A 23,953-nucleotide genomic window follows, 5' to 3' on the forward strand; every position below is an offset into this window, starting at 1 on the left:
GGCCGTCGGACACGATAGTGGGTTTGAAGTGGTAGCGGGAGAGCGCTACACAGCGAGACCCACTATCGAGGAAGCACTCTTCTCCTATCGGCGACGCTCAGCGAGGCGTGGCGCGCATGCGCCATTTTGCGAAACGTCGGCATTCCCCGCTGCTGTCTAGACTAGCCCGACTGTTTAACGAGGTTTACTCATCGGGGTCGGCTATGGAGCCTAACGAGCCTCAAATCGGGGCGCGGCATGATTCCGGTTATCTCGGCAATATCGAACAGGGAGGCCGATGCTCTCGGGCAGGTGCTGCGCGCAGCGATCCTTCTGGGAGATATGGCCGGCCCCTATTGGCTGTGATGCCATATAAATACTTGGCATGGTTGGAGAATTCTGGCTCCAGGACGGCGAACTGAGTCGTACTCATACATGTGCAATACATAAAAGTGTAAATTAGAGAAATTGCATGTATTGACCAAATTTTCTTTGATCTATTTCTTTCTCGAGCTCTTAACAGGCTTTCACGGATATGCTACCGGTTCAACTGCAGGGGCAATGTGGCGATCCTTGCTCCGGGGAGCTCGTGAAGGTGGCGCGGGATTTTCATCGTGTAGGGCGGCGTGTTTGGTGCTGCTTGACTTGAAGGCAGGGGCTTGATGGTATGGCTGTTGGTACAAATGAGTACCCTGCAAGCATTCGCGATGGTGGAAGATGCGTTTGGCTTATATCAATGTTTAACGTTTTATTTGTCACTGAAATAGTTTAAGTTATTTTGTATCGTGGTTTATTCCACATGCTTGGCAAACTGTGCCTTGAAAAATAGTTTATTTGCTGGCGAAATCCGCATTCATTTTTCTTGTTGGGCGGTGATGCGTCGCAGTTGTTTAGCTGTGCCGAGTTTTCTTTAATGTCTGTATTGACAAAAGCATTTTTGGCAAGTGTATTCAAAAATATGCGCGGCGGAGGAGATGTGTGATGGCTTTTTGTCAGTCACATGAGCTCGGTTTTGTATCATTTTCTAAATTATTCTTTTCTAAATCAATAATTGCTATCTCTAGGCTGACGGGGAGCTATTTCGTCGCTGGGCTCGGCCGGGGCTCGAGGGTCCGCGCCAGACTCCTAGCGGCGTTGTTCGTGGCCATCGCTCTTGGTTTTGCGACCGCTCCGGCCGCTCAGGCGACCCCGCATGGCGGATGGAATGGGACGTACCCCACTGCCAGGGACGCCTGCTATTCGATCTGGGCTTACTGGCATCTGCCGCTTCCCCATCCGGGCTACAGCCATTTCACAGGGGCGTTCCCCACGGAAGATCCCAATGTGCAGCGTTGCCATTGGACACACTATCAGGACGGCACCTGCCCCTATGGTCCATTTGGCTGCACGACCATTCTGCCCGGGACTGTTTCCTTCGCTTGTGACAGTGGCTACGAGCGTACGATCGATGATCGGTGTGTCCAAAATGTTCCGCCGGAAGTCCCTCCTGTGTGCTCAAACCCCACTGAAGGCAATCCGATCGTTCTGGGTTCAGGCGCCAAATATTATCAGGCTGAGGATTTTGCGACGCAGGACGGACTGTTCCGGATCGGGCGACAATATCGCAGTTTCGCCGGTGGCAGGGTCAGCAGCTACAATCAGCCTGCTTTGACACCGTCTGTCGGCTGGCAATTCAATTTTGACTATGAGCTGCATCTGGGCGCGTTTTCGGGGTCGCCAAGTGCGCCGACCGGCAAGGTCACTCTGCTGACGCCGGATGGGTCCGGATATAATTTTGAACTGCAGGCGAACGGTACATGGCAAGCCCAGGCTGCGATGGGGGCCGTCCCGGACGACTACCGGCTAGAATTCATGGGAAGCTTGCCGAGCAACCTTGCCGACATGAAGGCTGTGCCGAGGCAATGGAAGCTGACCGGTCCCGACGACCGCGTTTGGACCCTGACAACGATGTCGCCCGTCAATTTCAGCCCTGCGAGCTACAGAGTTGGCCGCCCCATAACCATGCGCGAGCGTGACGGTTATGGCTGGGAATTCAATTATTCCACGGATGGGGCGCTCACCTCGATCGTCGACAGCTTCGGCCGTACGGCGTCGTTCACCTGGCACATCTACTATCCGATGGTCGATCCAAATGCTACCTGGCCGCAGCGGATGCCCGAAGCGATCAAGGACATCACCTTCCCGGACGGTACAAAGGCGACCTATCTCTACGACCCGGCCCCAACGGATACGGCTCCGTCGCCTGATGTAATCCGACGCCTTGTCGGCGTGGAGTGGCGCGATGCATCCGGCACGGTGGTCGATTCCAATGCCTATCACTATGAGGACACGACCTATCCGAGATTCCTGACCGGCGTCAGCGACCATCGCGGCGTGCGCGTTGCGACTTATACCTACGATGCCGATGGCCGGGCGACCTCAACCGAAGGCGCCGGTGGCGCCAATCGGGTAACGGTTGTCTACGGCACGTCCGGCTCCCAACTCACCCGAACCGCCACCACGGCGCTCGGGCGTGTAAAGGTCTACAAATTCGACTACGTGCCCGGCAGCAGCTGGGACATCCGCTTTGCCGGCGTCGATGGCGCGGCCTCGACCAATTGTCCGGCATCCGCCAGCGCGCTGACCTACGACGGCGCGGGTTTCATCGCGTCGTGGACCGACGAGGAGGGCCGCGTCACCAGCTATGTCAGGGACAGCCGCGGCCGGCCGACACAGATCACGCAGGCCTATGGTCTGCCGGAGGCGCGCCAGACCACCATCACCTGGCACGCGACCGTGAATGCCCCGCAGCAGATCGTCGCGCCGGGCCTTACGGTTGACTACACCTACAACACGGCGGGCCAACTGACCGGCGTGACACAGACCGATACCAGCGCGCAGACGGTTCCCTATTCGACGAACGGCCAGACACGCAGTTGGGCCTACACCTATACGACGTCCGGCCTGTTGTCTTCGGCCGATGGGCCGCTGCCGGGAACCGGCGACACGGTCTCCTACACCTATGATACATCAGGCTATCTCGCCACCACCACCGACGAGGTCGGCAATGTGACGACAGTCAATGCCGTCGACGGCCGTGGCCAGCCGACGGAGATTCAGGACGCCAATGGGCTGGTGACCAAACTCACCTACGATGCCAGGGGCCGCTTGACCTCCAGGCTGGACGACCCTTCCGGCATCGCCAGCCGGACGGAATACGCATACGACAATGCCGGCAACGTCACCACGATCACCAATCCCGATGGATCGGTGCTGGCGATGGAATATGATGGCGCCAACCGTGTGACCTCAGTGACGAATGGCCTTGGCGACAAGGTGACCTACACCTATGACGCGATGGGCAACCGCACGGGCGAACAGGCTTCGGACGTCAATTCGCAGGTGTTTTTCGAGCGTAACACGACCTTCGACGAACTTGGCCGGTTGCGGCAGGTCATCGGCGTCGGCCCAGCGACGTGGACCTATGGCTACGATAAGGTCGGCAACCCGACCTCGATCACCGATCCCAACAGCAATGCTGCGACATCAGCCTATGACGGGCTCGACCGACTGATCAGCCTTGCCGATGAGCGCAACAGCACGACGACACAAGGTTTCGGCGCAACCGACGACCCGACCTCCACTACGGATCCACGCAATGTCGCCACCATTTATGTCCGCAACGGCTGGGGCGAGGTGATCCAGGAGAGCAGCCCCGATATCGGCACGACGGTTTATGTTCGCAATCGCGACGGCGAGGTCACCCAGAAGACCGACGCGCGCGGCGTCATTACGATCTACACCTACGACTATGCCGGACGGATCACGACGCGGAGCTATCCGTCGGAGACCGCTTCTAGTGTTGCCTACACCTATGACAGCGTGACCGGTGGCAATCCCGGCAAGGGCCGCCTGACGAGCGTCACCGATGCCGCCGGCACGGTTTCCTACCGATACGACCTGCTCGGCCGTGTCATTCAGGAAGTGCGCACGATCGGGGTGAAATCCTACACGATCGCCTACAGTTGGGACGATGCCGGCAACCTGTTGAGCATGACCTATCCGTCCGGCCGTGTCGTCGAATATGGCCGCGGAGCGGCAGGCGAGGTGCAACAGGTCCGCACCAGCCCGGATGCTATCTCGTCGCCGACGGAACTGGTATTGTGGGGCACGTACGCGCCCTTCGGCCCACGTTCTATCACGGCCTTTGCCAACGATCTGAGGGAAAGTCGCGACTATGATACCGATGGCCGCATCGTGAGCTACGGCGTCGAGGACCAGTCGCTCGGCCAGGATCTCATCCGGCGCGCGCTGCAATACCAGGACAAGCGCAACCTGACCTTCATCGAGGATCAGCTCAACGCCGCCAACAACGAGACCTACACCTATACTGCCAACGGCTTCATCGAGAAGGCCGACGGCCCGTGGGGCAGCCTCACCTATACGATCGACGGCGTCGGCAACATCACCCAGCGCATAATCACCCTGGGGGGCGTGACCTCGACGGATGTCTATACGCAACAGCCCGGCTCGAACCGGCTGACCGGCATTGTCACCAACGGCGCGCCGAGCCGCGGCTTCCAGTCCGACCTTGCCGGCAACATCACGCAGGACGCGACTGTGTCGCCGGCATTGACCAAGGCCTACACCTACAATGCCGCCGGCCAGTTGGCGGGCGCCACCACCAACGGCGCGGCGAGCGGCGCCTATGTCTATGACTATCAGTCGCGACTGGTCTCGCGCACCATCAGCGCCTCCTCGACCACACTGCATATGGTGCACGACCTCGATGGCAATGTGATCGCCGAATACGACGCCTCGGGCACCCTCGTCACCGAATATGTCTCGGTCAACGGTCGGCCACTGGCCATGATCGACAACACCGGTGCGACGCCGGCGCTGTACTATGTGCTGACCGATCATCTCGAACGGCCGATCATGATGACAGACGAGAGCCGCAACATCGTCTGGCAGGCGAGATACCTGCCCTATGGCGAGGTGGGCACGATCATCGGTAGCGCTACGCTCAACCAACGTTTCCCCGGCCAGTGGTTCCAGGTGGAGACGGGGCTTTCGTACAATTGGCATAGGCACTATGATCCGAGCACTGGGCGCTATCTACAGCCGGACCCGCTCGGTATGCCCGATGGCCCGTCAAGGTGGGCGTATGCGAAGAACAGTCCGTTTATGAATGTTGATCCGGAGGGGTTGCAGAATGCGATCCCAGTGCCTTTTCCCGCGCCGCTGGGGCCGTTCAGCCCAAAGCCGTTTCCACTGAAAGATGCGCAGCAGTGGTGTTATGACCATCCTATGCTCTGTAGTTGTGTGCCGGGGTTGCCTGGTCTTCTGGGCTCGCCTTGGCCGGATCCCGTGCTTAACAATGAAGGGGCGGGGCCGCCGGACTATACGCCGCCATTTGACGGCCCGGGTGATTGGGATCCAGGAACTCCTCCGCCGGGAGAAGGCTGGCAGTGGAAAGGAAAACCTGGGGCGCCGGTGGGCGGTAGAGAAGGGGGCTGGACACGCCCGGCTCCTGGCACGCCCAAGGGTAAGGAAAGCGCTCACGATGATCGCGATCATCCCGAAGGCAAACCACCGCATGTGGGCTGGGTGGATCCATCGGGCAAGCATTGGGAGAACTATGGAAACGGTTGGGTGCCAAAAGAATAAGGGATTTACAAATGACCGTTCAGGCTGACACGGAAAGAACACTGAGTAGGGACGAGATTGAACGTTTCATTGACGACCTTGGCGGCTGGGCTCCGTCATACACAATATTGACTTCAGTCCTAAAAAATAAAAATATTGAAGCGAGAGTTCTTCTTCGCGCAGACTATCAAATTAATATAATAAATGATTTTACATCGTGCCCCGTGTATCCAATCATTTTGGAAAAATATTATGATGTAAGAAGGAAGTATTTTAAACGTTTAATTGAAACAGATAACGCTAAGTCTATTATCTTTCTTGACTACACCGCCGATGTCGGCGTAGAGTCAAGGCATAGTATCGAAATTTCCGGCGGACACGTAATATCAGTCGGAGGTTTTCCGACTTATTTATTTCCAGTGGAGGCAGCAAAGTTTGAAACAATCGACGCCAATAGGGAGAATTTCTTTTCACCGGTGTTGGTAACATCGGACGGTGTTGAATCCCTTCTTTCGGATAGATATGTTTTACCATTTGAGAACATATTAGCAATGTATTGCAATGTGATGGACGATGAAACAATACTCTACATTGAAACGAAGGCGTGATATTGCGAATGGGTTCCCCCGGAGGCCTCACAAGCGGTGGGGCGATCCATTGCGAAGGTTTAGTTCCGCAACCCGCAGGCTTCGCCCTCGTCGCAGTCCTCGTCTTCCTCCTCATCGTCTCCGCCATCACCTCGACCTTCGCCCTGACCGCCTGGACCCGGCTCAAGATTGCTTCGAACGAGACCGAAAGCCAGCGCCTTGGCCTGCTTGCCGAAGGGCTGACCAATGTGCTGGCGGCGCGGTTGTCGGGAGACGGCGCCGATCTCGGGCTGCCGCTGAATTTCGAACCGATCTCCTGCGCGGTCGGCGACCTGGCTGTCGTAACGCGGCTGCAGGGGCATTCGGGGCTGATCGATCTCAACGCCGCCGATCACAATCTGCTCGCCCAAGGTTTCGCCTCGCTCGGCGTCGACTCTGAGATGTCGAACCGGCTTGCGATCGCGGTCGAATATTCCCGCAGCGGCGCCAGCATCTTCGCGGCGGCTGCCCAGGAGAAAATCGAGGTCGCGGGCGGCTTCAAGCATGCACCCTTCGAATCCGTGGCCGAGTTGCAGGATTTTTCAGGGCTGCGTACGATTCCCTTGCCGGACCTCTATGGAACATTCACGGTCAATTCGCGGCGCGGCGATCTGGTCATAGGCCGGGCCAACCCGGTTCTCACCAACTTCGCCAAGGTCGGCACGCCTTCGAGCGCGAAGACGCCCGAGCAGGCCTTCACGATCGAGGTTTCCGTCAGTCGGCGTGGGTCGCCGATCGCCGGTTCCGCGGGTTATGTCTTCGAAAGCCGCGCGGGCGAGCATGCTGGGCTGCAGCGCATTGCGGCCTATCCCGAAATCGCGGCCGATGAAGCGGGCGCGAAGCGTGATGCGGTCGGCGGGTGCGTCGAGATTTTCGGTGCGTCGGTCACCGATATGCTTGCGACCCTGCACTGAACCATTGCGGGCATCGAAGCGGCCCGCTCTCGTTCTCGGAGAGGGTAGAGACGTAGCCAAATCCTATGCCAGCTAGTGCCAGTAAACAATTCGGTAAGTATTTTTCCTGCTGAATCTTGTATGAGAAATAAATTTGTAATGCAGAGGCTTGGATTCCCAAAAAATTCGGTAATACTCACCTTAGTAAGAGTTTTATCGATCCAATACATTAAGTATATCTAATGTTTCTGGGCGGAAGGGGGATAGCCGATGTCAAGCGGGAACGACACCATCACCGGCACGAGCGGGGCCGACATCATTGATGCGGGCGAGGGCGATGATATCGTCAACACGCTTGCGGGCAACGACACCATCACCGGCGGCAAGGGCGACGATATCCTCAATGGCGGCACAGGCAACGACACCTATAATTATGCCCGGGGCGACGGCAACGACACCATCACCGAGCTGAGCCTGGGCGGTTCCAGCGACCGCCTGGTCTTCACCGGCATCAACCAGGCCGACGTCACGCTGGTGCGCAACGGCGCCGACGTTACGCTGGTCATCGCCGAAAGCGCGCCCAGCGCCGGCGATGGCGGTTCGATCCTGCTCAAGGACAATTTCGAGGACGTCACCGATCGCGGGATCGACAGGATCGTCTTCGCCGACAATTCGGCCTGGACACGCGCCTCCTTGCGGGCTGCCTGGCTCGCTCAGGTCTCGACCTCGGGCAACGACACCATCACCGGCTTCAATGCCGCCGACACCATCACCGGCGGCGCCGGCAACGACGTCATCGACGGCGGCAAGGGCAACGACATCTACAACTACGCGCGCGGCCACGGCAACGACACCATCATCGAGGCGGCTTCCGGCGGGACCGATGACCGCCTGGTACTGCAGGGGATCAACCCGTCGGCGGTAAGCCTTGTGCGCAACGGCAACGATGTCACGCTCGTCATTGCCGAAAGCACGCCGGGCGCCGGAGACGGCGGATCTGTCCTGCTCAAGGACAATTTCGAGGAATATTATGATCAGGGCATCGACAAGATCGTCTTCGGCGACGGCACGATCTGGACCCGGGCCGCACTGCGCACGGCATTCCTCGCCCAGTCCTCGACTTCGGGCAATGACGTCATCACCGGTTTTGCCGTCAACGACACGATCAACGCAGGCGACGGCAACGACCAGGTCTTCGCCGGCGATGGCGCCGACACGCTCACCGGCGGCAAGGGTGCCGACAGTCTTTACGGCGGCGCCGGCAACGACACCTACATCTATGCCCGCGGCGACGGCAACGACACTATCCAGGAAGACAGCGGCGGCGGTGCCGGTGACCAGCTGACCCTGACCGGGATCAATCCATCGGATGTGACGCTGGTCCGCGACGGCGCCAATGCGTCGCTGGTGATCGCCGAAAGTGCGCCGGGTGCCGGCGACGGCGGCTCGATCCTGCTCAAGGCCAATTTCGACGAAGACAATGGCCAAGGTGTCGACAAGATTGTCTTCGCCGACGGTACCATCTGGACGCGGGCGGAGTTGCGGGCGATGTACCTCGCCCAGGTATCCACGGCGGGCAACGACACGATCACTGGCTTCGGCAGCGCTGAGACCATCAATGCCGGCGCCGGCAACGACGTTGTCGATGCCGGCGCCGGCAATGACGATCTGCGCGGCGGCACCGGCAATGACACGCTCTCCGGCGGCGATGGCAGCGACACCTATCACTATGCCCGCGGCGACGGTGACGACATCATCATCGAAGGACCTTCCGGCGGTGGGCAAGACAGCCTCGTTCTCGAGGGGATCAGCCGCTCGGATGTGACGGTGGTGCGCAACGGCAATGACGTGACGATCTTTATCGCCGAAAGCGCGCCGGGCGCCGGCGACGGCGGATCCGTCCAGTTGAAGAACAATGCGGACCAGTATCCCAACAGCGGTGTCGACGGGGTTGTTTTCGCCGGGGGCACGGCATGGTCGAAAAGCGATCTGTTCGCCAACATCGATTTCGTCGGCGGCACTGCAGGAAACGACACGATAACGGGAACAACCGGCAACGATCTGGTTCGTGCCGGTAAGGGCAACGACACTCTTCTCGGTGGTGGCGGCAACGACGAGTATCACTATCAACGCGGCGACGGCAACGACACCATCGTCGAAGACATCAATGGCGGCACCGATGATCGGCTGGTGCTGGAAGGCATCAACCCGGCCAATGTCAGTCTGGTGCGCAACGGCAATGACCTGACGGTGATGATCACCGAAAGTGCGCCTGGCGCCGGCGATGGCGGTTCGGTCCTTGTCAAGGAAACGTTGGAAGACACTTCCAATCGCGGCATCGAGAAGATCGTCTTCGCCGACGGCACGACCTGGACCCAGGCGGACCTCCGGGTGATGGTGCTCGATCGGGCAGGCACGAGCGGCAATGACACGATTGTCGGTTTCAACGGCGCCGACACGATCCAGGGTCGCGCCGGCAATGACGCGTTGAGTGGTGGGGCCAGTGACGACCTCTACCTCTACGCCCGTGGCGATGGCAATGACACCATCACCGAAGACACCAACAATGGCAGCAATGACCGGTTGGGGTTCAGCAACATCGATGTGGGCGCCGTGAGCCTGGCGCGCAACGGAAACGACGTGACGGTTGTGATCGCCGAAAGCACGCCAGGCGCCGGCGACGGCGGCTCGGTGCTGCTTAAGAACAGCCTCGACGACAACTACGGCCAGGGCGTCGACAAGGTGGTCTTCGCCGACGGCACGACATGGACCAGGGCCGATATCAGGGTCAAGCTGCTGGATCAGGCCGGAACAGCCGGCAACGATGCCATTGCCGGCTTCAACACCGCCGATACGATCCAGGGCCGCGCGGGCAACGACGCACTCAATGGCGCCGGTGGCGACGACACGTACCTCTACGCCCGCGGCGACGGCAACGACACCATCACCGAGGACACCAATAACGGCGGCAACGACCGGTTGGTGTTTACAGACATCAATCCTTCGGCCGTGAGCCTGGTGCGCAACGGCAACGACGTCACGGTGGTTATCGCCGAGAGCACGCCGGGCGCCGGCGACGGCGGGTCGGTGCTGCTCAAGAACAGCCTCGACGACTATTACGGCCAGGGTGTCGACAAGGTCGTCTTCGCCAACGGCACGATCTGGACCCGGGCCGACATCAGGGCCATGCTGGTTTCGGCGTCCGGCACAAGCGGCGATGACACGATCAATGGAACGGGTTCATCCGATATCATCGCCGGCCACGCAGGCAACGACACGCTCAATGGCGGCGGTGGCGACGACACCTATCTCTACGCCCGTGGCGACGGCAACGACACAATCAACGAAGGGACCAACGGCGGCGGCAACGATCAACTGGTGTTCAGCGACATCAACCCTGCCGCCGTGAGCCTGGTGCGCAACGGCAATGACGTAACGGTTGTGATTGCCGAAAGCGCGCCGGGCGCCGGCGACGGCGGCTCGGTGCTGCTCAAGGATACGCTCAACGACAATTACGGCCAGGGCGTCGACAAGGTCGTCTTCGCCGACGGCACGATCTGGACCCGGGCCCAGCTGCGCGACATGCTGCTGACCGGCACTGCTGCCAATGAGACGTTTGCCGGGTTTTGGGGCAATGACACCTTCCGCTACGCCCGCGGCGGTGGCAACGACACGATTTTTGAAGACACGAACAGCGGCAGCGCCGACCGGTTGCTGCTGACCGACATCAATCCTTCCGCCGTCAGCCTGGTGCGCAACGGTAATGACGTGACGGTGGTGATTGCCGAAAGCACGCCGGGCGCCGGCGACGGCGGATCTGTCCTGCTCAAGAACAGCCTCGACGAGAACTACGGCCAGGGCGTCGACAAGGTCGTCTTCGCTGACGGCACGACATGGACCCGGGCCGACATCAGGGTCAAACTGCTGGATCAGGCCGGAACCACCGGCAACGACTCCATCACCGGCTTCAACTCCGCCGATACGATCCGGGGCCATGCCGGCAACGACACGCTCAATGGCGCTGGTGGCGATGACACCTACCTCTACGCCCGTGGCGATGGCAACGACACCATTTTCGAAGGGACCAACGGCGGCTCCAACGACCAGCTGGTGTTCAGCGACATCAACCCTTCCGCCGTCAGCCTGGTGCGCAACGGCAATGACGTAACGGTGGTGATCGCCGAAAGCGCGCCGGGCGCCGGCGACGGCGGCTCGGTGCTGCTCAAGGATACGCTCAACGACTATTACGGCCAGGGCGTCGACAAGGTCGTCTTCGCCGACGGCACGATCTGGACCCGGGCCCAGCTGCGCGACATGCTGCTGACCGGCACTGCTGCCAATGAGACGTTTGCCGGGTTTTGGGGCAATGACACCTTCCGCTACGCCCGCGGCGGTGGCAACGACACGATTTTTGAAGACACGAACAGCGGCAGCGCCGACCGGTTGCTGCTGACCGACATCAATCCTTCGGCCGTGAGCCTGGTGCGCACCGGTAATGACGTGACGGTGGTGATCGCCGAAAGCACGCCGGGCGCCGGTGATGGCGGATCTGTCCTGCTCAAGAACAGCCTCGACGAGAACTACGGCCAGGGCGTCGACAAGGTCGTCTTCGCTGACGGCACGACATGGACCCGGGCCGACATCAGGGTCAAACTGCTGGATCAGGCCGGAACCACCGGCAACGACTCCATCACCGGCTTCAACTCCGCCGATACGATCCGGGGCCATGCCGGCAACGACACGCTCAATGGCGCTGGTGGCGATGACACGTACCTCTACGCCCGTGGCGACGGCAACGACACCATTTTCGAAGGGACCAACGGCGGCTCCAACGACCAGCTGGTGTTCAGCGACATCAACCCTTCCGCCGTGAGCCTGGTGCGCAACGGCAATGACGTAACGGTTGTGATTGCCGAAAGCGCGCCGGGCGCCGGCGACGGCGGCTCGGTGCTGCTCAAGGATACGCTCAACGACTATTACGGCCAAGGCGTCGACAAGGTCGTCTTCGCCGACGGCACGACGTGGAGCAGGGCGGATCTGGTTGAACGGGCCAACGCGACGGTCAGTTATGCGTCGAATTCTGATGCGGTAACGGTCGATCTGGCGCTTGGAACTACGGTCGTGAACCATGCGGCCCTGGTCGGGCAATTCGTCCGCGTCTACCAGACCAATGGCAACTACCTTTCTCTTGCCGAAGTGCAGGTCTTCGAAAACGGGCAGAATGTCGCACTGACTGGCATAGCGAGCCAGAAGACGACCGGATGGGGAGGCGATGCCGGCCGCGCCAACGACGGGAATACCGATGGAGATTTCAGTCACGGTTCCGTGAGTCACACAGGAACGCCCAACGTTGGGGAATGGTGGCAAGTCGACCTTGGACAAACCGCTACAATCGACAAGATTGTCGTATTTAACTGGCCAGATTACTCATACAGGCTCAGCGACTTTGACATCGTCGTGACTAGCCAGCAACTGTCAGCATCTGCAACACTACAGGACGCGATCTCGCAGCCTGGTGCTCAATCCGTGCACTACGCAGGTACATTTCCCACAAGCGATACTGTGTTCGCGACCAGCGAAACGCATACGTTGACGAACATCAAATACGTCATTGGGTCCGCTTTCAATGACACCCTTCTTGGAGACGCATCGGCCAACATGCTCCTCGGTGGCGCCGGAAACGATGCGATTGAAGGGCGAGGTGGTCAGGACCTTCTGTCGGGCGGAGCCGACAACGACACCTTCATCTTCAAGGCCGGCTTCGGTCTCGACACCATCACGGACTTCACCGCTGGAGCCGCGTCCGACGATATTATCCAGTTCGGCAACGACGTCTTCGCCGACTTCGCCTCCGTGCTCGCTGCCGCCAGCCAGGTCGGCGCCGACACGGTGATAACCCACGACGCCGGCAATACGCTGACCCTGAAGAATGTTGCGCTGGCAAATCTTCATCAGGACGATTTCCAGTTCATTGCCGCCTGATGCCTGAACTGGAATTCACTTGAAGGCGATGCCGCAGTCCCGTCCATCAGAGCCGCCGCGAACGACCCTCGCGGCGGTTCTTGGCTCCTTCCGGCGTGCCTTCGCCGGCATTGCGCTGATGAGCGGTGTCGTCAACATACTGGCGCTGACCGGCTCGTTCTTCATGCTGCAGGTCTATGACCGCGTGATTCCCGGCCGCAGCGTACCGACGCTTGTCGGGCTTGCCGTGTTTGCAGGCACGCTGTTTGTTTTCCAGGGCGTGCTCGAGCTCATCCGGTCGCGGCTCCTGGTGCGCATCGGCATGGGGCTGGATGCCAGGCTGAGCGGCCAGGTCTATTCAGCACTCATGCGACTGCCCTTGCGCACCAAGCTCGCGGGGGATGGCCTGCAATCCTTGCGCGATCTCGACCAGGTGCGGTCGTTCCTGTCGAGCGCGGGGCCGACTGCGCTTTTCGACCTGCCGTGGATGCCGCTCTATCTCGGCATCTGTTTCCTCTTCCATTTCTGGATTGGCATGACTGCGCTCGCCGGCGCCATCATCCTGTTTGGCCTGACGCTGCTTGCCGAGGCCCGCACGCGCGAACCCGCCAAGGAAGCCAACCGCCAGGCCGCCGCACGCAACACGCTGGCCGAGGCGACACGGCGCAATGTCGAGGTACTGCAGGCGATGGGTTTTGGCTCGCGCATCGCCTCCCGCTGGGCCGATATCAACGCCGATTATCTCGGCACCAACGCCAAGGCGAGCGATCTCGCCGGCACGCTCGGAACCATTTCCAAGATCCTGCGCATGATGCTGCAATCGGGCATACTGGCGATCGGCGCGTGGCTCGTCATTCACCAGGAGGCGACGGGCGGCATCATGATTGCGAGTTCCATCATGATGGGCCGGGCCCTGGCGCCGATCGAACTGGCCATCGCGCACTGGAAGAGCTTCGTCACCGCCCGCCAGGCCTGGACGCGGCTCACCCAGCTCCTGGCGCTGCTTCCCGAGGCCGCGGCGACCGTTTCCTTGCCGGCGCCGGTTTCAGCCCTTGTCGTCGAAGGCATCAGCGTCACGCCGCCGGGCGAGCGGCGCGTGGTCGTGCAGGATGCCAGCTTTGCGCTGGAAAAAGGCGCTGGCCTCGGCATCATCGGGCCAAGTGCTTCCGGCAAATCCTCACTGGTGCGGGCAATTGCCGGCATCTGGCTGCCAGCGCGCGGCGCCGTTAGGCTGGACGGTGCAACGCTTGACCAGTGGTCGCCGGAGGAGCTCGGCAAGCATGTCGGCTATCTGCCGCAGGATGTGCAGCTGTTCGACGGCACCATTGCCGAAAACATCGCGCGTTTCGAGCCCGAGGCGTCCTCGGACAGGATCTTGTCGGCCGCCCGGGCGGCGGGTGTGCACGACCTGATCGTTCATCTGCCGGAAGGCTACGAAACACACATCGGCGAGGCCGGATCGGCCCTGTCGGCCGGCCAGCGGCAAAGGGTGGCGCTGGCGCGGGCTCTTTACGGCGATCCGTTCCTGGTCATACTCGACGAACCCAATTCGAACCTCGATGCCGAAGGCGAGGCCGCCCTGACCGAGGCGATCCAGGGTGTTCGCGCCCGCGGCGGCATCGCCGTCGTGGTGGCGCATCGCCCAAGCGCGCTGGCGAGCCTCGACCAGGCCCTGGTCATGGCCAATGGCCGGGTCCAGGCCTTCGGGCCGAAGAACGAGGTTCTGAACAAGGTCACCCGGCCGGCCGGTGTCCCGTTGAAAGTCGTGCCCGCGCCTGAAGAGAACGTGTCCTGATGGCTGTGGCTCCCACCATCGATCGCACCATCCGGCGCTATTTGCTTGGCGGTGTGGCCGCTTGCATCTTTCTTGTCGGTGGCGCCGGCAGCCTGGCGGCGGTGACCGAGCTTTCCGGCGCGGTGATCGCACCGGGCAAGCTGGTCGTCGATTCCAGCGTCAAGAAGGTGCAGCATCCCACCGGTGGCGTGGTCGGCGCCATTCTAGCACGTGAAGGCGATGCCGTGATGTCCGGGCAGGTCCTGATCCGTCTCGACGAAACCGTCACCCGCGCCAATCTGGCGATCGTCACCAAGGGGCTCGATGAATTCGATGCGCGTCTCGCCCGCCTCGAAGCCGAGCGCGACGACCATGCCGACATTGTCTTTCCCGCTTCATTGACATCGAGGCGCGATGACCCTGGCGTCGAGCGCGCCATGGCCGGCGAACAGTCGCTGTTCGAGTTTCGCCGCCAGGCTCGCGCCGGACAGAAGGCGCAATTGGAAGAGCGCATCGCGCAGCTTGCCGAGGAGGCCTCGGGGCTCACCGAGCAGCGGACTGCCAAAAGCCGGGAGATAGAACTGATCGGCACCGAGCTCGACAGCATCCGCATGCTCTGGCTCAAGAAGCTGGTCTCAATCGACCGCATGACGGCCTTGGAGCGCGACGCGGTGCGGCTCGATGGCGAACACGGACAACTGACGGCGTCGATTGCACAGGCCAAGGGCCGCATCGCCGAAACCCGGCTGCAGATCATCCAGGTCGACCAGGATCTGCGCAGCGAGGTCGCGACCGAGCTGCGCGACGTTCAGGGCAAAATATCCGAGTTCGTCGAACGCAAGGTTTCCGCCGAGGATCAGCTCAAGCGCATCGACATCCGCAGTCCGCAGGATGGCGTGGTCCACCAGCTTGCCGTCCATACGATCGGCGGCGTCATTTCGCCGGGCGAGGTGATCATGCTCGTGGTGCCGGTGGCGGATGATCTGACCGTTGAGGCTCGCATTGCCCCGCAGGACATCGACCAGCTCTCGCTGGGGCAGGACGTGGCCCTGAAGCTTTCAGCATTCAACCAGCGCGTGACGCCGGAACTGAACGGCGTGGTCAACGAGATCTCCGCCGATCTCAGCGTCGACGAGCGCAGTGGCGCTGGCTTCTACACGGTTCGCGTCAGCCTGCCGCGCACGGAACTGAAGAAACTGAAGGGCCTCACCCTGGCGCCGGGCATGCCTGTCGAGGCGTTCTTCTCCACCGGCAGCCGAACCATGCTGTCCTATTTGGTGAAACCTCTGGCCGATCAGATACAGCGCGCGTTCAGGGAAGAGTGACGCTCCTGCGTCGCCAGTTTGCGCTCTTCAGGCGGGCTGCCTTTGGGCCGCTTTGCTGATTGTCAGGCCGCGGTTTGGCGAGATTAGAAAGCGGAGCCGACGCCCGCCGATCGCCATCACAACCCGCTGCAGTCTGGCAAATTCGCGGCGATGTGGGCAAGACCATCGAGTGCTCCGCGCTCCAGCCATCTCAGCTTGCCGACGCGTCCCGTGGCGTTAATGTGGGCCGGCCTCGGGCGCCGTAGCCGACCGTGTCGGTCTCGGCTGCCAGAATGACCTGACGAGGATATCCTCGGCATAGATCGCGCCATCGAACTGACCCTGCCCGAGTTCCTGGGTCAGCGTCGGCCGATCCCCAAGCAGCGAGACGCCAAGGCCAGCCTGGCCATTCGCGGGCGGCACACCCAGCGCGTCGAGGATGGTGGGAAATATGTCAATCGTGCCCGAAAGTCCGACATATGTTCTGGACGGGATGCCATCTCCCGACAGTGAGAAAAAGTTGCGTCTTTCATACTTGTTCAGGCGGTCCGTCACCGCGCTTGGCGCACTGAGATGGTCGCTTTGCAGCGCCAGAACGGTGTTCGCCATCAGACCTTCGGCCTCGGCTTTGTGGATGAAGTCGGCAATGAGCATGTTGGTGCATTTCACGGCGTGGAGGATATTGGGAACTTGCGGGGAAAGTCCCGTCTTGCCGATACATTTGTCGGTCAGGTAGCCATCCATCGCATGCCCGCCACTGACGGCGATCGTCAGGGAGAACGGTTTGCCATCGCGCTGCGCGCGCCGCAAAATGCCGAAGCTCAGATCGAGGACTTCGGCGTCGTCGGCGCCGAAACTGTTGCCGCGCCCGGCGAGGGCGGCCACCACTTCGGGACCCCCGAAAAGCGATGAGTAGCCATGGGTGGAATAGAATGTCCCCTGACCGGTGAAGCTGAGTGGCCAACCGGTAACAAAGTTCTGCCGATAGCCCCGCGCCTTCAGGGCATCGCCCAGGCAGGTCAGGCCAGGCAGGAATTGCGAATGCTCCTCCAGATACCGGCGCGAGGTGAAGAACGTTATCAGCAGCGGCGTTCCACAGTTCGCGGCGACCATCCCTGAGATGGAGTTGTTGGTGTAGGCAAGCTGCACCATGTTGCTCGCCGAAACGCCACGCCTGTCGAATTCCAGCAGCGGCCCCATGACGTCGCCGAACTCCGCCTCGTTCATGTAGGTGCGCTCGGCGCTCTCGATGAAAATATGAACGAGGTTTTTTGGCGCGACCGTCACGGACGCTACCGCAACCTGCGGCTCTGCCAAAGCGATAATATCGACGAACCGTCGGGACAGGAAATCATGCAGCGGGTTGGTATGGATCGCCGCCGCGATCGGACGCGTCAGCATCGGGTTTGCCGCCAGGAAGAACGCCATCAAGGCAACGTCCAATCCTCTGGTCAGCGTGCCGCGCGCCTTCAGGGCGCCGAGACCGAGAAGAACGACCAAAATAACCAGCATCGTGCTTCCGGTATTCCACAAATACTCAAGGACGACACCCGGCGTAAGCATGCCGGCGCCGGCATGCATGAACATCGCACCCCAGTCGAAATAGCCGAAGACGCTTTCCAGATAGACATAGACAAGGAACAGAAGGCAGGGGAAGAGCGAGAAATAAGGTCTGAACCGCCTGCTTCCTTGTCGATCCGCCTTCCTGTCCCGGAAGCCGTCAAGCCAGAGAAGCGCGATCAAAACCCCCAGGCCGAGAACCGCAAGCAGCCCCTTCTCCTGAACATAGATAAGCGACGCGAGCCAGGTGAGCGATCCTACCGTCGCGACGCTAACCAATGGACCAACTGACCAGCAACGAACCGCAAGAAGTTTCGGCATACTTTGCACCCATGCGCCAATCGCAAAGTTGATATCCAGTATCACTTAAAACTATTATAATGAAATTCTGAAAAATCGCAGATATCTAATTGCTATTACTTGAGAAGGCGCTAATATACATCACCCGAAAATAGCCTCGGTTTCGACCCTCTGCCGTCTACAACGCCTTGCATAGTGCCCGAGCCAGGACTGATCCAAGGCGGTTTCCACCGTTACACCTTGGCCCTCGGCCAACCCTCGCCTCACACCTTTCATGACCATCAGCGTGCCCGACAAGTGCTCGCGGTTCAGGACCAACCTTGACGTTGGCATTTGATTTCGGCTCTCCGCATTTGCCAGGGGGGCACCAACAGCCGACAGTCTGCTTGCGGCCCCATTTCAGTCATCCCAATCGCGGGCCAGTGGGGCCGTTCTGAGAGCAATATATCGTTTCAGCGAGCGTCGATTGCCGATAGCTCCGGCGCTCAGCAGTTTGTCAAAGGTGCCGTGGCGCGAGATCGACACTGCGTTGTGGGGCAGGGAAGGGCGCATGTCTTGCGCCGATAACGCCCTCGCAGGTCGCTGGCTATATTTGCGATCTATCACCCGTCGCACGACGGTTGGGCAAACTGGCAAATCTATGATTTCAGGGGAAATTGGATCGAAGCGTGACCAACCGTGATCCACAATGGTCGTAGGGTGTCGAGCGGGATCGTTGTGCAACTCCCTCTCGCAGTAAGCTATCTTGTTGAAAGATATTGCAAAAATCTCTACACCCGAGAACGTGAGGGGAGGCTTATGGGGGCGGTGTTGGATGCTCCGCCGTCACTAGCCACGCTCACTCACCGCCGTTCATGCTGAATCGCTTTGACGCACGGCACGCCACTGTATTCTTGTGATCCCACGTCTCTAGTTCCTCAATTGGATACAACACGGCTTTGCCAAGCTTGACGTACGCCGGTCCAATCCTCTTGGCTCGCCAATTTCGCAGCGTTCCAACAGAAATGGTGCCGCGATAGCGTTCCGAGACTTCCTCAGCTGTCAAAAACTTCCTGTCGTCCATCAAGCTCCCCAAATGTCCGACGTCGGGAACATGGGAGCAGGCTCAAGCACGCTCCCAAACCCTTGGTCATGCAGTTGCGTGGCCATGAGTAGGTATGTGCATCGGAAATAAAAGCCGCTGAGTGGGGGAGTAGAAGCAGGGGATATGTCTGGATAGAAATCGGATCAACTGCCAACGGGTGTGCAAGGTCGGTCAACCTGGGCCAACCGAAACGCTCGGTGACCACGGCACGAGTTGCGAGTCGAGGCCGTCGTTGATCATCGCCAAGCGGCCCGATGACAGTTTCAGTTTCCGCCCCGCTAGGAAAAAGGCCGGCGCCCTCGCTGGGAGGTTGCCCGAATGGCGCCGGCCAGACGGTCCTTTTCAGGTCCGCCGCTCGCCAAACACAGCTGAGTCTTTCCGTTGCGTCAGGTAGTGGCGGACTACGCTTTGGCTTTCTGCTTCCCAGGTGCCTTCTTGGCTGGTGCGACGGGTTCAGCCTTGCGGCCAAGTCCGATGGACTTCGCTAGTTGCGAGCGCTGAGCAGCGTAATTCGGAGCTGTCATTGGGTAGTCGTGCGGCAAGTTCCACTTGGCGCGATAGGCCTCCGGTGTCAGGCCGAAGTCCGTGCTAAGATGCCGTTTCAGTGATTTGAACTTCTTGCCGTCTTCGAGGCAGATAATGAAGTCCGGCGTCACCGACTTCTTCGGGTTGACCGCGGGAGTTTGCGGCTCAGCGATCGGTGGGACCGGAGTGCCAAGTCCGGACAGCGAAGCATGAACCGATGCTATCACGTCCGGCAAGCCAGACACCGGCAATGGATTGTTGCTGACATATGCTGAGACAATGTCGGCGGTTAACTCAGTTAATTCGGCAGAGCGGGTATCGGATTCGTTGGTCATTGGTGGTCCTTTTTGCCTGATTTATCCCCTCTCTATGGGCGGATGATCAACGACGCAACCGTCGTCCTAAGCCTAATCTATCGAACTGCAGTGGAGCCAACGCAGAATTTGTAAGGTCTTCGGACAACCCTTTGATGTTATTTCCGAAGTAGTTCCTGCCGTCGAGCGAATGAAGCTCGTGGAGCGGAGCTGCCTGCCCAGCCTCCGGTTTGGCTGGGGTTCTTGGAAGCTTTTCGAACTTTCTGGGTCACGTCTCAGCCCGAGTTGCGCGCGCTTATGGACAAAGCGGGACACTAGATTCGGCTTTTGGATAATTTCGGTGGCAGCGACTTTCTGGCGCGTGTGACTTCCTGATAGCGCCGGTCAGCACGACGCCCCCAACGGCCCAAGTTCTGAATGGCAGCTTTGCGGCGGAACCCACCGCCCAATCCCGGCCGCTTGGCATTCCACCGTCACTATCTGAAAGCGGACATAGCGAAGTTCAGTTCGACGCTGCTCGAGTCGCGGCACCCGGCATCAACTGGCGGACGCTGTTGTCAGCAGCAGAACTTCGTAGCGGTATTGTCGGGCAGCATTGCCTAGAATGCAGCGCCTAATAGAGCGAGAGGAATCCGAAACCAACCTTCTCTGGCCTGGAGGTCATCAAGCAGCCATCGGCGAGATGACTGCAGAGCCGAAAAGGCAAAGCACTCCCCAGGTCGCGCGTTGCAGGCGCCACCTGGATCTTGCCGGCCTTGTGGCTGACGTTCGATGCTCTTCTTTAGCTAGTTGGCAGCTTGCTTCATTTTGAGTAGTTGCTGCGCGGCAGCCGCGTTGTCGCCGCCACCTGCCACATGTACGGTTGGAACGGCGAGCTTGATGCCGTTATCGTCAAATGCCTTCTTAATCATCATGAACGCTCTCCGCTTGATGCCGAACTGAGTTCCCGGCTTGGTCATCAGCTTCATCCTGATGTCGATCCCTGAGTCGCCGAAACTGTCGACACCTTGCATTTTCAGTGGCTCGATCGTATCGGCCGCGAATTCAGGATCCGCGGCCAGTTCCTGACCGATCTTCTTGATAAGCTTGCGAGCGAGGTCTACGTCAGAATCGTAGGTGATACTGAGAGCCATCTTGTCCATCACCCAGTCACGGCTCATGTTTTGGATAGCGCCGAGCGCGCCGAACGGCACGGTGAAAATCGGTCCGCGATGATGCCGCAGCCTGACTGATCTCAGGCTGAACGATTCGACAGTGCCCTTATAGCTACCGCTCTGAATATACTCGCCGACACGGAAGGCATCGTCCAGCATGTAAAAAACACCGCTCAAAATGTCCTTGACCAGCGTTTGCGAACCGAAGCCAATAGCCACGCCGAAAATGCCGGCGCCGGCGATCAAAGGTGCGATCTGTATGCCTAGTCCGGACAGGATTGTCAGCACAGTGACTACGGCGATGAAGACAGCGAGCGCGTTGCGGAATATCGGCAGCAGCGTACGCAGCCGGCCGTCGCGGGCAACGTCGCCGGCGTTGGACCCGGCCGCCGGCGAAAGCGCCATCCGGTAGGCGATCAGCGCCTTCGCCATCTGCCAAAGTAGGTCGGCAACCAGGAGAACGATGATGCCATTAAGCAGGCCTGAAATCACTAGCTCGCCTGTTTTACTGCCTGCAAGGGCTGCAGCTCTGATGCGCCAGAGATAGGCGAGCCATGCGACCGCAGCGCCGATCACTGCCGCCCTGGCACCCCTGACGATCAAAACGTTCCCTACGATGCCGAGGGCGCCACTGCGCTGCGCCCGGCCGACGAAAGCCTGTGCGACGCTGCCAACCCCACGTACGACGGCCGGCAACAGCAACACATAGAGGCCGAGCCATAGCACGCCAAGCAGTCCTGCCACCCAAACTAGCCAAAGCGCGATCAGATAGAGCGTCAGCAGCGATTGCCTGACTGCGGTAGCTGCGCTGCCCGGCCGGCGCCATACGATTTCGACAGCGACGGCGAGCATGCCCAGGCCACAAAGCAGTGCAACCACCCGCGCAACGTCGATGGAGAAACCGATGCCAGGCATGAGACTGGCCACGGCCCAGCCAAACAGCAGAAATCCGGCCATGAGGTTTACGCGCGGAATCCAGAAAGGCCGCGCGGTCTCATCTGTGGCAGGAACTGCCGTCGGCGTCTCATCCGACGTTCCGCTGCCCGCGCGGGCTACTCCAAACAGCAACATGGCAACTGCTCGGATGAATCGCACTGCGACGAAGGCGAGCAGCAAGGTCAGCACGATGCGGCGAAGCAAAGGCGGCCATTCCAGCGCGACAAACGATCCGATGGCGGCCAGAGCAAATGTCACCAAGGCAGCGACCTCGGACAGGAGTGCCTGTTTGGGGTCAACTTCTCCGCCAGAATGGCCCAACGCCAAAGCCCGGCGAACAAGCCACTCTGCGCCGAAGCCGATGACGGTCAATACTGCCAGGATCAGGATCACCAGGCCGGGCCTGCCAGTATTCACGTCCCGCGAGACGACGCCGGCGGCATTGGCAAGCTCTTGCGGGATGCGAGGAATGGCGTCACTGAGCGTGACGAGTCGTGCGCGAACGGCCAGTTCCCAACTAGAGATCGCATCGGCCAATGATGCGGCAGACGGTTCCTCGGCGGCTGCCGGTGTCTTTCCCTCGAGCCATACCTTCACCTCGGGGTCGGAGAGCAGGTCGAGGAGTTGCCGCGCCTTTGCTGGCGGCACGCCGTCCGGAGGCTGTTGGGCATGAGCCCAAGAGGTTGCAGCGAGCAGCCAGAAGAAAATCGGAACGACTGCCTTCACCAAAATACCAATTCGAGTGGGCAGTGCTTTGCTCATCGCGCCCTCCGGCAATTCTCGATCGACAATAAGATCGGACTATCCCGCAATCGAACGAACCATGGCGGATCGAACGCGGAACCTTGCTACTTGACCACGTCAGACTCGCCCGGCCGCCAGGACTGTTGGTGACTGGGCCATGCAGGTGGTCATGCCCTCACAACCCCACCATCGCGTCGACCTCTATGCCGGTCGAAAATCGGTGGAATCGATCAGCCTGACTTTTGTGCGGTCAGGCACTTGCGACCTGCTGCCATAGCCTTGAAGGTGCCCTTCAGATCGACGACAAAGCTACCCTGGGTTTGCGGAAAAACGGTCATCTTGTATTTCTTCGCCACGTCGCGTTTGAAAGATGGGTCATCTGTCAAAATGTAACCTCCCGAAAAGCCGCCTTTGAGTTGGCCGGTCGTTGTGGTCACCACGCCGCGGTAAAGATGGCCGTCGATATCGACGAAGATGTCCTTGACTCCGTTCTTGATGCCAATGTCCAGCTTTGTGAACACGCCAAGGTACCCGACCGCCTGGTTTGCGGCTACGCCCATTTGCACCGAACCTGGGCCAAACGCACTCACGATCAGGCAATCTCCGCGTGTTTTATTTGCGTAGACAGTCCAGCCCTCGACATCGTCCCCGTATTTGACAAGATTATCGCTAGCTTTGGGGAGGGGATTTTCTTGCGCGCAGACCGCCGTCGCAGAAAGCGCTACTGACGCTACCAATATGAGTGCTGTAAAATTTCGCATGGTTCTCCCTCAGATTTAAGAGTTTTTAGTTCGCGGCCTTTGAAGGCCGGGTGAAGCGACGGTGCTGCCCCCGAATGCCAACAATGCCCAGAAAGATTTGCTTTCGCTTCGCGCCGCAGTCGCAGCTTCCCTTCAACAGTCAGACAATGTAGTTCGTCCAACTTTTCATCCGCACAAGGATTCGTCGAACGACGGTGACCGACGCCATATGGTTGCTGTACACGGGGATCTGACCTGTCGATCCGGCAGGCAGCTGGTATGGCGATCTCGTAAGGGATTGCCCAGACAGCGATCGCGCCGTAGACGACCAGCAAAAGCACGATGATCACGGTAATGAGTGCGACGCTGTCGAGCATTGTTGTTTCCATCCGAGGTCGAGGCGCCCTTCTTCAGTCCACTTTCCCGCCGGG

At 59.9% G+C, this 23,953-nt stretch carries 12 protein-coding genes; 6 read left to right on the plus strand and 6 right to left on the minus strand.

From position 1 onward, the window contains the following. Positions 1–1,467: 1,467 nt before the first annotated feature. From FJV83_RS28620 to FJV83_RS28710, 6 genes are all read left to right on the plus strand, one after another. Positions 1,468–5,628 carry an RHS repeat-associated core domain-containing protein gene (locus FJV83_RS28620; RefSeq protein ID WP_185973339.1) on the plus strand — a complete coding sequence of 1,387 codons (4,161 nt, stop codon included), beginning with the start codon at positions 1,468–1,470 and terminating at the stop codon, positions 5,626–5,628. 11 nt (positions 5,629–5,639) lie between these two features. Next, positions 5,640–6,215: a hypothetical protein gene (locus FJV83_RS28625; RefSeq protein WP_142878209.1), complete on the plus strand. Its 576-nt coding sequence runs from the start codon at positions 5,640–5,642 to the stop codon at positions 6,213–6,215. A gap of 8 nt (positions 6,216–6,223) precedes the next feature. Then, entirely contained in the window at positions 6,224–7,147 is a 924-nt protein-coding gene (locus FJV83_RS28630; protein WP_095794083.1) for a hypothetical protein, read from the plus strand. Positions 7,148–7,396: 249 nt separating this feature from the next. Beyond that, positions 7,397–13,108: a calcium-binding protein gene (locus FJV83_RS37595; protein ID WP_281408800.1), complete on the plus strand. Its 5,712-nt coding sequence runs from the start codon at positions 7,397–7,399 to the stop codon at positions 13,106–13,108. Positions 13,109–13,136: 28 nt separating this feature from the next. Continuing rightward, positions 13,137–14,882 carry a type I secretion system permease/ATPase gene (locus FJV83_RS28705; RefSeq protein WP_095794101.1) on the plus strand — a complete coding sequence of 582 codons (1,746 nt, stop codon included), beginning with the start codon at positions 13,137–13,139 and terminating at the stop codon, positions 14,880–14,882. Beyond that, positions 14,882–16,186 (plus strand): HlyD family type I secretion periplasmic adaptor subunit, encoded by a 1,305-nt coding sequence (locus FJV83_RS28710; protein WP_095794088.1) that lies wholly within the window; start codon positions 14,882–14,884, stop codon positions 16,184–16,186. Before FJV83_RS28705 ends, FJV83_RS28710 begins: the two co-directional genes overlap by 1 nt. 216 nt (positions 16,187–16,402) lie before the next feature. On the opposite strand, the gene FJV83_RS28715 is transcribed toward FJV83_RS28710, so the two are convergent. From FJV83_RS28715 to FJV83_RS36595, 6 genes are all read right to left on the minus strand, one after another. Next, positions 16,403–18,091, minus strand: coding sequence for an LTA synthase family protein (locus tag FJV83_RS28715; protein ID WP_245437931.1), 1,689 nt, complete (start codon positions 18,089–18,091; stop codon positions 16,403–16,405). Positions 18,092–18,863: 772 nt separating this feature from the next. Continuing rightward, a complete protein-coding gene (locus FJV83_RS28720) occupies positions 18,864–19,088 on the minus strand; it encodes a helix-turn-helix domain-containing protein (protein ID WP_095794089.1) in 225 nt (74 codons plus the stop codon). A gap of 422 nt (positions 19,089–19,510) precedes the next feature. After that, positions 19,511–19,969 carry a MucR family transcriptional regulator gene (locus FJV83_RS28725; RefSeq protein ID WP_095794090.1) on the minus strand — a complete coding sequence of 153 codons (459 nt, stop codon included), beginning with the start codon at positions 19,967–19,969 and terminating at the stop codon, positions 19,511–19,513. Positions 19,970–20,733: 764 nt separating this feature from the next. Beyond that, positions 20,734–22,800 (minus strand): mechanosensitive ion channel family protein, encoded by a 2,067-nt coding sequence (locus FJV83_RS28730; protein ID WP_185973340.1) that lies wholly within the window; start codon positions 22,798–22,800, stop codon positions 20,734–20,736. A gap of 212 nt (positions 22,801–23,012) precedes the next feature. After that, on the minus strand, positions 23,013–23,543 hold the full coding sequence (locus FJV83_RS28735; RefSeq protein ID WP_142878208.1) for a hypothetical protein: 531 nt from the start codon (positions 23,541–23,543) through the stop codon (positions 23,013–23,015). Continuing rightward, the gene (locus tag FJV83_RS36595; RefSeq protein ID WP_185973341.1) at positions 23,513–23,899 is read right to left on the minus strand and encodes a hypothetical protein; all 387 of its coding nucleotides are present in this window, start codon (positions 23,897–23,899) and stop codon (positions 23,513–23,515) included. Before FJV83_RS36595 ends, FJV83_RS28735 begins: the two co-directional genes overlap by 31 nt. Positions 23,900–23,953 lie beyond the last annotated feature (54 nt).

The sequence above is a fragment of the Mesorhizobium sp. WSM4307 genome (genome assembly GCF_007003945.1).
GTDB lineage: Bacteria > Pseudomonadota > Alphaproteobacteria > Rhizobiales > Rhizobiaceae > Mesorhizobium.